Here is a 12,631-nt window from a genome sequence, read left to right as displayed (position 1 = left end):
CTCCCGCTTGCGGGGGACCGGGCGCGGCGGGCCGTCACGACGAGCCTTCTGACAAGCCGTAGCGCCCGGCATGGCCGGTTATCGCATCGGCAGCAGCCGCACGAGTATTACCAGCGGCTTCCGGTTCGTGTGCAAGCATTGGGGATGGAAATGGGGACGGCCACGCGCGGGCTGGGCGTGCGCGGGCGCTGGTCCATCATGGTCGTATCGCTGGTGGCCACGGCGAGTTCCTTCCTCTTCATCAACGGCGTCGCGTTTCTGATTCCCTCGCTACAAACAGCGCGCGGAATCCCGCTCGACGAAGCCGGTCTGTTGTCCTCGATGCCCAGCTGGGGCATGGTGGTCACGCTGGTGCTGTGGGGTTACGTGCTGGACCGGGTGGGCGAGCGGCTGGTGATGGCCGCGGGTTTGGGACTCACCGCGCTGGCGGCCTACGCCGCGGCATCGGCGCATTCGATGGTGCTGATCGCCGTCTATTTGTTTCTCGGCGGCATGGCCGCAGCCAGTTGCAATACCGCCAGCGGGCGGCTGGTGTCGGCGTGGTTCCCGCCGCACCAACGCGGCCTGGCCATGGGCCTCCGCCAAACCGCGCAACCCCTCGGAATCGCCTTGGGGGCACTGGTAATTCCCGAGCTGGCCGAACACGGGCCGGGTGCGGGGCTCAGGTTCACCGCCTTGGCGTGCGCGGTGGGAGCGTTAGCGAGCGCGGTCGGCATCATCGACCCGCCCCGCAAGCCCCGGGAGAAGGCCACCAATTCCGAACTCGCCAGCCCCTACCGAGGGTCGTTGGTGCTGTGGCGAATTCACACGGTAGCGGGTCTGATGATGGTTCCGCAGACGGTAACCGTCACGTTCATGCTGGTGTGGCTGATCAGAAATCTGCACTGGTCGATCGCCGCCGCCGGCAGTCTGGTCACCCTTTCACAGCTGCTGGGCGCACTCGGCCGCGTCATGGTGGGCCGCTGGTCCGATCGCATTGGCTCGCGAATGCGACCGGTCCGCATCATCGCGGCCGCCGCCGCGGTCACCCTTTTCCTATTGGCCTGGGCCGACTTTCTGAATTCCATTTATCAGGCACCCCTGATGGTCGCCATCTCGGTGATCGCCGTGCTCGACAACGGTTTGGAGGCCACGGCCATCACCGAATTCGCCGGGCCGTTCTGGAGCGGGCGCGCCCTGGGCATTCAAAACACCACCCAGCGGCTGTTGGCGGCCGCCGCGCCGCCGCTCTTCGGCGCCTTGATCACCGCCGCGAAATACCCGAACGCTTGGATATTGTGCGGACTGTTCCCGGCGGCCGCGATGCCGTTCGTGCCGGCGCGGTTGCTCCCGCCCGGACTGGAAACTACAGCCCGGCGGCAATCCGTTCGCCGACTTCGGTGGTGGCGAACCGTTCGTTCCCACGCGTTGCCAGATAGGCCTCGACAGCCCGATCCACCCGCCTAGCCGCGTCGTCCTCGCCGAGATGCGCGAGCAGCAACGCCACCGACATGATGGCCGCGGTCGGATCGGCGATGCCCTGACCGGCGATGTCCGGCGCGCTGCCGTGCACCGGCTCGAACATCGACGGGTTGGTTCGGGTGGCATCGATATTTCCGCTGGCGGCCAAGCCGATTCCGCCACACACCGCCGCCGCCAAGTCGGTGATGATGTCACCGAAGAGGTTGTCGGTGACGATCACGTCGAAGCGTCCGGGATCGGTGACCATGAAGATGGTGGCGGCATCGACGTGTTGGTACGCGACCTCGACGTCGGGGTAGTCCTGCCCGACCTCGGCCACGATTCGCGACCACAACTTCCCGGCGAAGGTCAGCACGTTGGTCTTGTGCACCAACGTCAGGTGCTTGCGACGCCGATGGGCGCGTTCGAAGGCGTCGGCCACCACCCGGCGCACGCCGAAGGCGGTGTTCAGGCTCACCTCGGTGGCTACCTCGTGTGGCGTTCCGGTGCGGATCGCGCCGCCGGTACCGGTGTAGGGGCCTTCGGTCCCCTCGCGCACCACCACGAAATCGATGTGGGGGTTTCCGGCGAGCGGGCTGCTCACACCGGGATACAGCCGGCCCGGTCGCAGGTTGACGTGGTGGTCCAGCTCAAAACGCAGGCGCAGCAACAGGCCCCGCTCCAGCACGCCGCTGGGCACCGACGGATCGCCGATCGCCCCGAGCAGAATGGCGTCGTGCTGGCGCAGCTCGGCAAGCACCGATTCCGGCAGCAGCTCACCGCTGGCGTGAAAACGCCGCGCGCCCAGGTCGTATGGCGTCTTCTCGACGCCGGGCAATACCGCGTCAAGGATTTTGACCGCCTCGGCGGTCACCTCCGGCCCGATACCGTCGCCGCCGATAACCGCGAGCTTCACGACAGATCAACCACCTCAAGCTTGTTGGCGCTTACCGCCGCCGCGATGGCCGATCGCACATCCCTGGGTACGTCTTGGTCCAGCCGCAGCAGAATCGTCGCGAACGGGCCCTCGGCGTCTTCAGACAGCTGCGCCGCGTGGATGTTCACCCCGGCGCCACCCAGCAACGTGCCGATCTTGCCCAACGCTCCCGGCTGGTCGACGTAATGAATGATCAAGTTGGTGCCTTCGGCGCGCAGGTCGAAGTGGCGGCCGTTGATCTGGACGATCTTTTCCACCAACTGCGGCCCGGACAGTGCGCCCGCCACGTTGACGGCGGTGCCGTCGGGGGCGACCGCGCGCACGTCGACGACGCTGCGGTGGTTCGGGCTCTCCGAGGCCTTGGCGAGTTCGGCGGTGACGCCGCGTTCTTCGGCCAGCGCCGGTGCGTTGACGAAAGTGACCGGACCCTCAACCACCGCCGAGAACAGTCCGCGCAGGGCCGAAAGCTTCAGCACCTCAACGTCTTCGGAGGCCAGCTCGCCGCGCACCTGCACCGATACCGACACCGGCGGCCCGTCGGACAGCGAGGCGGCCAGTACCCCGAGCTTGCGCACCAGGTCGAGCCACGGCGCCACCTCTTCGTTGACCACGCCACCGCCGACGTTGACGGCATCGGGGACGAATTCCCCAGCCAGCGCGAGCTTCACGCTTTCGGCGACATCGGTGCCCGCCCGGTCCTGGGCCTCGGAGGTGGACGCACCCAGATGCGGAGTGACCACCACCTGCGGCAGCTCGAACAGTGGGCTATCGGTGCACGGCTCTTTGGCGAAGACGTCGATACCGGCCGCGCGAACGTGTCCGCTGCTCACCGCTTCCGCCAGCGCGGCCTCATCCACCAGTCCACCGCGGGCGGCGTTGACGATGATGACGCCCGGCTTGGTCTTCGCCAGCGCCTCCTTGCCGATCAGGCCCGCCGTCTCGGGCGTCTTCGGCAGGTGCACCGAGATGAAGTCGGCGCGGCCCAAGAGGTCGTCGAGGGGCAGCAGCTCGATCCCCAGCTGCGCGGCCCGGGCCGGTGAGACGTACGGGTCGTAGGCGACGAGGTGCGTGCCGAACGCCGTCAACCGTTGGGCGACCAACTGCCCGATGCGGCCCAGCCCCACCACACCGACCGTCTTGCCGAAGATCTCGGTGCCGTTGAACGACGACCGCTTCCAGGCGTGCTCGCGTAGCGAGGCGTCGGCCGCCGGGATCTGCCGGGCAGCAGCTAAGAGCAGCGCCATCGCGTGCTCGGCGGCGCTGTGGATATTAGAGGTGGGGGCGTTGACCACCAGCACTCCGCGTTCGGTCGCGGCATCCACGTCGACGTTGTCCAGCCCCACCCCGGCGCGGGCGACGATCTTCAGCTTGGAGCCGGCTGCCAGCACCTCGGCATCGACGGTGGTGGCCGAGCGCACCAGCAACGCGTCGGCCTCCGGCACCGCAGCCAGCAGCTTCTCCCGGTCCGGCCCGTCTACCCAGCGCACCTCGACCTGGTCTCCCAGGGCGGCGACGGTCGATTGGGCGAGTTTGTCGGCGATCAATACAACAGGCAGATTCACCCGGCCAGCCTATCGGCTGCCTTTGACGGGCATTGACGGGCTCACCACTGCCGTAACCTGCGCCGACACGCGCTTGGGGCGCGGGTCGGTGCGGTCCTACGATGCGCTCGTGACCAAACTCGCGATCATCTACTATTCGGCCACCGGTCATGGCACCGCGATGGCGCAACGCGTCGCTACCGCGGCCGAGTCCGCGGGTGCCGAAGTCCGCCTGAGACACGTCGCCGAAACCCACGACCCGGAATCGTTCGCCCAGAACCCGGCCTGGACCGCGAATTACCAAGCGACCAAGGACCTTCCGGGGGCGACGGGTGAGGACATCGTCTGGGCCGACGCGGTGATCTTCGGATCACCGACTCGCTTCGGCTCTCCCGCTGCGCAATTGCGCAATTTCCTCGACTCGCTGGGCGGGCTGTGGGCCGAAGGCAAGCTCGCGGACAAGGTGTATGCGGCCTTCACGTCCTCCAACACGCTGCACGGCGGTCAGGAGACCACCCTGCTGTCGCTCTACATCACCCTGATGCATTTCGGCGGCATCATCGTGCCTCCGGGATACACCGACCCGCTGAAGTTCGTCGACGGCAATCCGTATGGGGTGAGCCTGGTCTCCACGCACGACAACATCAACGAGTTCGATGACGCCACCGAGAACGCCCTGGCGCACCTGGCGCGGCGCGTGGTTCAGACCGCCGGCCGGCTCGTGTCGCCCAGCGTCACGCCAGAGTGACTGTGGTGGCCGAACGCCACTCTGGCGTGGCGCTCGCCGTTACGCCGTTTCGGTGATTGGCCGGTCGACCCAGCTCATCAGGTCGCGCAGCTTCTTGCCGGTCACCTCGATGGGGTGCTCGGCGTTCTCCTTGCGCAGCCGCTCGAGTTCCTTGTTGCCGCCCTCGACGTTGGCGACCAGCTTCTTGGTGAAGGTGCCGTCCTGGATGTCGCGCAGGATCTCCCGCATCCGCTCTTTGGTGCCAGCGTCGATGACCCGCGGACCCGACAAATATCCGCCGAACTCTGCGGTGTCGGACACCGAGTAGTTCATCCGGGCGATGCCGCCCTCGTACATCAGGTCGACGATCAGCTTGAGCTCGTGCAGCACCTCGAAGTAGGCCATCTCCGGCGGGTAGCCGGCCTCCACCATGACGTCGAAACCGGTCTTCACCAATTCCTCTGTGCCGCCGCACAACACGGCCTGCTCGCCGAACAGGTCGGTCTCGGTCTCGTCCTTGAAGGTGGTCTTGATGACGCCCGCCCGGGTGCCGCCGATGGCCTTGGCGTAGGACAGCGCCAGCGCCTCGCCCTTGCCGGTCGGGTCCTGGTCGACCGCGATCAGGCAGGGCACGCCTTTGCCGTCGACGAACTGACGGCGCACCAGGTGGCCGGGCCCCTTCGGGGCGACCATCGCGACGGTGACATCGGCGGGCGGCTTGATCAGCCCGAAGTGGATGTTGAGCCCGTGCCCGAAGAACAGTGCGTCACCGGGGTTGAGGTTGGGCTCGATGTCGTTCTTGAAGATGTCCGCCTGCGCGGTGTCGGGCGCCAACAACATGATGACGTCGGCCCACTTGGCCACCTCGGCGGGGGTGTCGACGTCCAGGCCCTGCTCCTCAACCTTGGCCCGGGACTTCGAACCCTCCATCAGCCCGACGCGCACCTGCACACCGGAGTCGCGCAAACTCAGCGAGTGCGCGTGCCCTTGGCTGCCATAACCGATCACGCCGACCTTGCGGCCCTGGATGATCGACAGGTCTGCGTCGTCGTCGTAAAACATTTCTAGTGCCACTGTTGAATATCTCCTTGTGTGTTACTTGGCCGTAGCGATGCCGCGCGCACCGCGGGTCAACGAGACCACTCCCGACTGGACGATCTCGCGGATACCGAAAGGTTCCAGCACCCGCAGCAACGCCTCGATCTTGCCGCGGTCACCGGTCGCCTCGATCGTCAGCGCCTCGGGCGATACGTCAATCACCTTGGCGCGGAACAGGTTCACCGCTTCGATCACCTGGCTGCGGCTACCTGCGTCGGCGCGCACCTTGATCAGCGCCAACTCGCGGGACATCGAGGTGCCCTCGTCCAGCTCGACGATCTTGATGACGTTGATCAGCTTGTTGAGTTGCTTGGTGATCTGCTCGAGCGGGGTCTCCTCGGCACTGACCACGATGGTCATGCGCGACATGTCCTTTTGCTCGGTGGCACCGACGGCCAGCGACTCGATGTTGAAACCGCGCCGGGAGAACAGCGCCGCCACGCGCGCGAGCACGCCGGGCTTGTCCTCCACCAACACCGACAGCGTATGCGTGTTCATCAGGCGTGCCCTTCGCTCTCGTCGTCGAACAGCGGCCGAATGCCGCGGGCGGCCTGAATCTCGTCGTTGCTGGTGCCGGCGGCCACCATCGGCCACACCTGCGCGTCCGCGCCGACGATGAAGTCGATGACCACCGGACGGTCGGTGATCGCGCGGGCCTGGTTGATCACGTCCTCGACGTCTTCCTCACGCTCACAACGCAATCCAACACAGCCCAGCGCCTCCGCCAGCTTCACGAAGTCCGGGATGCGGTGCGAATGCGTGGCCAGGTCCGTCTGCGAATACCGCTCCTCGTAGAACAGCGTCTGCCACTGGCGCACCATGCCCAGGTTGCCGTTGTTGATCAGCGCCACCTTGATCGGCACGCCTTCGATCGCGCAGGTGGCCAACTCCTGGTTGGTCATCTGGAAGCAGCCATCACCGTCGATGGCCCACACCTCCGCGTCCGGGCGAGCCATCTTGGCCCCCATGGCCGCCGGGATGGCGAACCCCATGGTGCCCAGCCCACCGGAGTTGATCCAGGTGCGCGGGTTCTCATACGAGATGAACTGCGCCGCCCACATCTGGTGCTGGCCCACCCCGGCGACGTACACCGCGTCCGGGCCGGCGATCTGGCCCAGCTTCTCGATGACGTATTCCGGGCCGAGGCTGCCGTCGCTCTGCGGGTCGTAGCTCAGCGGATAGGTGGACTGAACGCTGTCCAGATAGGCCCACCATTCGGTCATGTCGACGCTGCCGGGAATGTCGTAGTGGCGCAGCATCGCGATCAGGTCGGTGATGACGGCTTTGACGTCGCCGACGATCGGCACGTCGGCATGGCGATTCTTGCCGATCTCGGCCGGGTCGATGTCGGCGTGAATGACCTTGGCCTCCGGCGCGAAGGTGTCGAGCTTTCCGGTCACCCGGTCGTCGAAGCGGGTGCCCAGGGCGATCAGCAGGTCGCTGCGCTGCAGTGCCGCCACCGCGGCGACCGTGCCGTGCATGCCGGGCATGCCCATGTGCTGTCGATGGCTGTCGGGGAACGCGCCGCGCGCCATCAGCGTGGTGACCACCGGGATTCCGGTCAGCTCGGCCAGCTCGCGCAGCTGCTCGGTCGCCTCACCGCGGATGACGCCACCGCCGACGTAGAGCACCGGTTTGCGGGCGTCCGCGATCAGCTTGGCGGCCTCGCGGATCTGCCGGTTGTGCGGCTTGGTGTTCGGCTTGTAGCCGGGCAGGTCCATGCGCGGCGGCCAGCTGAACGTGCACTGCCCCTGCAGCACGTCTTTGGGGATGTCGACGAGCACCGCACCGGGACGGCCCGAGGATGCGATGTGGAAGGCCTCCGCGATCACCTGCGGGATTTCGTCGCCGGAGCGGACCAGGAAGTTGTGCTTGGTGATCGGCATCGTGATGCCCGAGATGTCGGCCTCCTGGAAGGCGTCGGTGCCGATCAACGTTCGACCGACCTGGCCGGTGATGGCGACCACGGGCACCGAGTCCATCTGCGCATCGGCCAGCGGCGTGACCAGATTGGTGGCGCCGGGGCCCGACGTCGCCATGCACACCCCGACCTTGCCGGTGGCGTGGGCGTAGCCGCTGGCGGCGTGGCCGGCGCCCTGTTCGTGTCGAACCAGCACGTGCCGAAGCTTTTTCGAGTCGAACAGCGGGTCGTAAACCGGCAACACGGCACCACCGGGGATCCCGAAGATGACCTCGACGTCGAGTTCCTCCAGCGAGCGGATCACCGACTGGGCGCCGGTAACTTTCTCGGGTCCAACACGTTTCGGCTTGGCCCCCGAAGATTTTGCGGCGGGCTTGATCGCGTCGGAGGCGACGTCGGCTGCACGCTCTGGCGGTATGGCGTGCTGCCTGGTGGGTGCGCTCACTGTCTTTCGTCCTTATTCACTCTGGGAGTCTCGCTGGGGGCAACAAAAAACCCCCGACAGCTCATCTGCTGCACGAGGGTTGCGCGTTGGTCTGGATAGCTTCAAATGCCGAAGAGGCTAGTCAGGCACCAACGCGCCGACTAATTACTACGAGCATCCCGGGCTGTCCGGCGGTATCCATAACGTCCGACGGTAGCCTTCGCACAGCTCAGCAGTCAAATCCGCGGCCGTCGGCTCGCGCGGAGATCCGGCCCCCCGTGATGGGTGAAATGATGGTCGGGTGGCTACCGGTTCGTCTTCCCACACACCCGTCGTGATCAAGGTGTCCCCGATCGCGCACCTGGCCGTCGGATTCGTGACCCTGGGGTTGCTGATACCGGTGATGCTGTGGCCGCCCTCGGCGCCGCTGTTGGTGATCCCCGTGGTGCTGTCGGCCCTGATCGTCCGGTTACGCACCGTCGCCGACGATCGAGGGGTCACCGTCCGAACGCTGCTGGGCAGCCAGACGGTGCAGTGGGATGAGATCGACGGGCTGCGCTTTCACCGGGGTTCCTGGGCACGCGCGCACCTCAAGAGCGGTGCGGAGTTGCGCTTGCCCGCGGTGACGTTCGCGACACTTCCGCAGCTGACCGAGGCGAGCTCGGGGCGCGTGCCCAACCCCTATCAGTGAGGGGTTAGGCGATCGGGTTGACCCCGTTGAGCAGGACCCACACGGCAACGCCGGCGGCGATGCCGACCAGCAGCGCGACGAACGACCCGATGAAGGGCCGATGGGCCCACCCGCGCCGCGCGTCGAGACCGTAGCGGCCGGGCCCGCACAGGATGACCGCGACGGCCAGGACGATCAGAGTGATCTGGTACTCGTGTCCGTCCGGCAGGAAGTACGTGAAGGTGTGCGGATGCGGCCGCGCCGTGATCGTGGCCAGCATGCCGTTGATCAAAAACGCCAGCGCGCCGGCCGCGGCCACCGGGGTGAACAGTCCCAGCACCAGCAGCACACCCGCGACGAGCTCGCCGCCGGCGCTGACGTAGGCGAGGATGTCGGCGTGCTGGTAGCCGACGTCGGACAGTGAGTTCTTGAACCCGCCCACCCCGGAGCCGCCCCACCAGCCGAACAGCTTCTGCAATCCATGGGCGGCCAGCACGACTCCGAGGCCGACCCGCAATATCAGCAAACCCAGATGCTGTGTCCCGCGCCGGCCGACATCGTGCAGCCGGGCGTGGTGTTCGTCCCCGTCGATCTCTTCGGGCTCGGCGGCCGCGTGCCGGGGCGGCTGGACGTAGGGCAAGGGCTCCTGCTGGTCGAGCACGTTGTAACCCGTTGCCCTGGGCCCAGCCACGGCGGCGTGGTCGCCCATGTAGGGGATGACCGTGGTGGTTCCGGTGGACGGGTTGAAGTCGCCGGGGTAACCGACGGGCGTCAAATCATCTTCGGGGTCAACCACACGCGCCGTCGCGGGGCGTCCCGGGGTCGGCTCCGGGGATTCACCGGGCCGCTGCCAATGTCCGTCATTCGGTTGACTGGTCACGCGTGTCAGGGTAAGGGCATTTGGCGCTGAATTGGGGATTTGAGCGGCGCTTTCGTCAGGCAATCGGTGCTTTGCCCGCCGAATAAGCCCAGATTGACCCAAAATTACCTTGCTCGCGGCTCCGGAGGGCCCAAAACGGCAGAACTGAGACCCCGGAGGGGGCCGTTGGCCGGCGCGAAAAGTGTCACGTCCGGCGGGCAGGCGCACGCGTGTGGCGGCAGCGGCCGCACTATCCGTAGCCTGTCGGTCATGCGATTACGGCGCTCGGTTCGGTGCGGGTTTGCCGCGCTCTGCGCGGTGGTGCTGGTCGCGAGCGGGTGCGCACGGTTCAACGACGCCCAGTCGCAGCCCTTCACCACCAACCCGGAACTCAAGCCCCAACCGAGCTCGACGCCTCCCCCGCCGCCGCCGCTGCCGCCCACGCCGTTCCCCAAGGCGTGCCCGGCCCCCGGCGTGATGCAGGGCTGCCTGGAGAGCACCAGCGGACTGATCATGGGTCCCGACAGCAAAACCGCGCTGGTGGCCGAGCGCACCACCGGCGCCGTCAAGGAGATCTCGGTCAGCGCCGAGCCGAAGGTGAGGATGGTCATCCCGGTCGACCCGTCCGGGGACGGCGGCTTGATGGACATCGTGCTGTCGCCGACCTACACACAAGACCGGCTCATGTACGCCTACATCAGCACTCCGACTGACAATCGGGTGATCCGGGTGGCCGATGGCGATATCCCCAAGGACATCCTCACCGGGATCCCCAAGGGCGCCACCGGGAATACCGGAGCGCTGATCTTCACCAGTCCCACCACGTTGGTGGTGATGACCGGCGATGCGGGCAACCCCGCGTCGGCCGCCGATCCCAAATCGCTGGCGGGCAAGGTCCTTCGCATCGAGCAGCCGACCACCATCGGTCAGGCGCCGCCGACGACGGCGCTGTCCGGCGTCGGCTCCGGCGGCGGCCTGTGCATCGACCCCGTGGACGGCTCGCTGTACGTTGCCGACCGCACGCCGACGGCGGATCGGTTGCAGCGCATCACTAAGACGTCCGAGGTCTCCACGGTGTGGACCTGGCCGGACAAACCCGGCGTGGCCGGCTGCGCGGCGATGGACGGGACCGTGCTGGTCAACCTGATCAACACCAAGCTGACGGTGGCCGTGCGGCTGGCGCCGGCGACGGGTGCGGTCACCGGGGAACCCGACGTGGTCCGCAAGGACACCCATGCCCACGCGTGGGCGCTGCGGATGTCACCGGACGGAAACGTCTGGGGCGCAACCGTCAACAAGACCGCCGGGGATGCCGAGAAGCTCGACGACGTGGTGTTCCCGCTGTTCCCGCAGGGCGGCGGCTTCCCGCGCAACAACGACGACAAGACCTAACGGACGCTTTAGCGCCCAGTTTCGTCAGCTCTGTCCGCAGGCGGCCAGCACCATTTCGCGCACGCGGGCCGCATCGGCTTGCCCACGGGTAGCCTTCATCACTGCGCCGACGATCGCGCCCGCCGCGGCCACCTTGCCGCCGCGGATCTTTTCCGCCACATCGGGATTGGCGGCCAGCGCTTCGTCGACCGCGGCCTGGGTCACCGAATCGTCGCGCACCAGCGCGAGGCCGCGGGATGTCATCACCTGCTCGGGGTCGCCCTCGCCGGCCAGCACCCCCTCCACGACCTGGCGGGCCAGCTTGTTGGACAGCTTGCCCTCGTCGACGAGTGCGATCACCGCGGCGACCTGGGCCGGGGTGATGGCGAGTTCGTCCAAGCCGATGTTCGCCTCATTGGCCTTCTGCACCAAGAAGTTTCCCCACCAGCCGCGCGCCTGCTCGCTGGCTGCGCCGTGCTTGACGGTCTCGATGACCAGTTCCACGGCGCCCGCGTTGACCAGATCGCGCATCACCTCGTCGGAAACGCCCCACTCCTGCTGAATCCGCTTGCGGCTCAGCCATGGTAGCTCCGGGATGGTCTGGCGCAGCTGCTCGACCAACTCGCGGCTGGGCGCGACGGGTTCCAGGTCGGGCTCGGGAAAATAGCGGTAGTCCTGCGCGGTTTCCTTGGCGCGGCCCGGGCTGGTGTACCCGGCCTCGTGAAAGTGCCTGGTCTCCTGGATGATCTGACCGCCGGACGCGAGGACGGCGGCCTGCCGCTGCATCTCGTAACGTACCGCGACCTCAACGCTTTTCAGTGAGTTGACGTTCTTGGTCTCGGTACGGGTGCCGAACTCGGCCGTTCCCGTCGGCATCAGCGACACATTGGAATCACAACGCATCGAGCCCTGGTCCATCCGGACATCGGATACACCCAAGGCGCGCAACAGGTCTCGCAATGCCGTGACATAGGACCGAGCGATCTGCGGCGCCCGGGCGCCGGCGCCCACGATGGGCTTGGTCACGATTTCGATCAGCGGCACACCGGCACGGTTGTAGTCGAGCAGCGACGTCGTCGCGCCATGGATGCGGCCCGTCTCGCTGCCCAGGTGGGTGAGCTTGCCGGTGTCTTCCTCCATGTGCGCGCGCTCGATCTCGACCCGCCAGGTGGTGCCGTCTTCGAGCGGCGCGTCCAGGTACCCGTTGATGGCGATCGGCTCGTCGTACTGGGATATCTGGTAGTTCTTCGGCATGTCCGGATAGAAGTAGTTCTTCCGGGCGAAGCGGCACCAGGGCACGATCTCGCAGTTCAGCGCCAGACCGATCCGGATCGCCGACTCCACCGCCGTGCGGTTGAGCACCGGAAGCGAGCCCGGCAGCCCAAGGCACACCGGGCACACCTGGGTGTTGGGTTCGGCGCCGAAGGCGGTGGAGCAGCCGCAGAACATCTTGGTGACGGTCGACAGCTCGACATGCACCTCGAGGCCGAGTACCGGGTCGAAGCGCGCAATGACTTCGTCGTAGTCCATCAGATCGGCGCTGGCGGCAACACTCATGCCGTCGATCGTAGTGGTGACCGCGAGCGCGGCGGAGCCGGGCGAAGCGGGTCATCACCGACAGGCGTAGTGGTGACCGCGAGCGC

General features: G+C 66.9%; 11 protein-coding genes. 4 read left to right on the top strand and 7 right to left on the bottom strand.

Annotated features, from left to right (window positions below):
• Positions 1-144: 144 nt before the first annotated feature.
• Positions 145-1,446 (top strand): MFS transporter, encoded by a 1,302-nt coding sequence (locus AWC17_RS22375; RefSeq protein ID WP_046183976.1) that lies wholly within the window; start codon positions 145-147, stop codon positions 1,444-1,446.
• Here the strand turns inward: AWC17_RS22375 and AWC17_RS22370 are convergent.
• Together AWC17_RS22370 and serA are read right to left on the bottom strand one after the other, a co-directional pair.
• A complete protein-coding gene (locus tag AWC17_RS22370; RefSeq protein WP_046183977.1) occupies positions 1,346-2,356 on the bottom strand; it encodes a 3-isopropylmalate dehydrogenase in 1,011 nt (336 codons plus the stop codon). The two genes, AWC17_RS22375 and AWC17_RS22370, sit on opposite strands and share 101 nt — an antisense overlap.
• Positions 2,353-3,939: a phosphoglycerate dehydrogenase gene (gene serA, locus AWC17_RS22365; protein WP_046183978.1), complete on the bottom strand. Its 1,587-nt coding sequence runs from the start codon at positions 3,937-3,939 to the stop codon at positions 2,353-2,355. The genes AWC17_RS22370 and serA overlap by 4 nt, the downstream gene beginning before the upstream one ends.
• Positions 3,940-4,048: 109 nt before the next feature.
• On the opposite strand from serA, the gene wrbA reads away from it, so the two are divergent.
• Positions 4,049-4,666 (top strand): NAD(P)H:quinone oxidoreductase, encoded by a 618-nt coding sequence (gene wrbA / locus AWC17_RS22360; protein WP_046183990.1) that lies wholly within the window; start codon positions 4,049-4,051, stop codon positions 4,664-4,666.
• Between the two features lie 39 nt (positions 4,667-4,705).
• On the opposite strand, the gene ilvC is transcribed toward wrbA, so the two are convergent.
• The 3 genes from ilvC to AWC17_RS22345 are packed head-to-tail and all read right to left on the bottom strand — an operon-like array spanning position 4,706 to position 8,043.
• Positions 4,706-5,707: a ketol-acid reductoisomerase gene (ilvC, locus tag AWC17_RS22355; protein ID WP_141224729.1), complete on the bottom strand. Its 1,002-nt coding sequence runs from the start codon at positions 5,705-5,707 to the stop codon at positions 4,706-4,708.
• A gap of 33 nt (positions 5,708-5,740) precedes the next feature.
• On the bottom strand, positions 5,741-6,241 hold the full coding sequence (ilvN, locus tag AWC17_RS22350; protein ID WP_046183980.1) for an acetolactate synthase small subunit: 501 nt from the start codon (positions 6,239-6,241) through the stop codon (positions 5,741-5,743).
• A complete protein-coding gene (locus AWC17_RS22345) occupies positions 6,241-8,043 on the bottom strand; it encodes an acetolactate synthase large subunit (RefSeq protein ID WP_231588578.1) in 1,803 nt (600 codons plus the stop codon). The genes ilvN and AWC17_RS22345 overlap by 1 nt, the downstream gene beginning before the upstream one ends.
• 379 nt (positions 8,044-8,422) lie before the next feature.
• On the opposite strand from AWC17_RS22345, the gene AWC17_RS22340 reads away from it, so the two are divergent.
• Entirely contained in the window at positions 8,423-8,779 is a 357-nt protein-coding gene (locus tag AWC17_RS22340) for a PH domain-containing protein (protein ID WP_046183982.1), read from the top strand.
• A gap of 4 nt (positions 8,780-8,783) precedes the next feature.
• Here the strand turns inward: AWC17_RS22340 and AWC17_RS22335 are convergent, their stop codons facing one another.
• The gene (locus AWC17_RS22335; RefSeq protein ID WP_046183983.1) at positions 8,784-9,638 is read right to left on the bottom strand and encodes a DoxX family protein; all 855 of its coding nucleotides are present in this window, start codon (positions 9,636-9,638) and stop codon (positions 8,784-8,786) included.
• A 249-nt stretch (positions 9,639-9,887) separates the two neighbouring features.
• On the opposite strand from AWC17_RS22335, the gene AWC17_RS22330 reads away from it, so the two are divergent.
• Positions 9,888-11,009, top strand: a complete 1,122-nt coding sequence (locus tag AWC17_RS22330) for a PQQ-dependent sugar dehydrogenase (RefSeq protein ID WP_046183984.1) — start codon at positions 9,888-9,890, stop codon at positions 11,007-11,009.
• A 24-nt stretch (positions 11,010-11,033) separates the two neighbouring features.
• On the opposite strand, the gene gatB is transcribed toward AWC17_RS22330, so the two are convergent.
• Positions 11,034-12,545 carry an Asp-tRNA(Asn)/Glu-tRNA(Gln) amidotransferase subunit GatB gene (gene gatB / locus AWC17_RS22325; protein ID WP_046183985.1) on the bottom strand — a complete coding sequence of 504 codons (1,512 nt, stop codon included), beginning with the start codon at positions 12,543-12,545 and terminating at the stop codon, positions 11,034-11,036.
• Positions 12,546-12,631: the final 86 nt, after the last annotated feature.

It is taken from the genome of Mycobacterium nebraskense (genome assembly GCF_002102255.1).
In the GTDB taxonomy this organism is placed as follows: Bacteria; Actinomycetota; Actinomycetes; order Mycobacteriales; family Mycobacteriaceae; genus Mycobacterium; species Mycobacterium nebraskense.
This window is presented reverse-complemented; position numbering and strand designations above follow the sequence as displayed.

Bases quoted from the DNA above. Each gene is read 5' to 3' on its own strand.
- AWC17_RS22375 (WP_046183976.1), top strand. From the start codon at position 145: ATGGAAATGGGGACGGCCACGCGCGGGCTGGGCGTGCGCGGGCGCTGG.
- ilvC (WP_141224729.1), bottom strand. From the start codon at position 5,707: ATGTTTTACGACGACGACGCAGACCTGTCGATCATCCAGGGCCGCAAG.
- ilvN (WP_046183980.1), bottom strand. From the start codon at position 6,241: ATGAACACGCATACGCTGTCGGTGTTGGTGGAGGACAAGCCCGGCGTG.
- AWC17_RS22330 (WP_046183984.1), top strand. From the start codon at position 9,888: ATGCGATTACGGCGCTCGGTTCGGTGCGGGTTTGCCGCGCTCTGCGCG.
- gatB (WP_046183985.1), bottom strand. From the start codon at position 12,545: ATGAGTGTTGCCGCCAGCGCCGATCTGATGGACTACGACGAAGTCATT.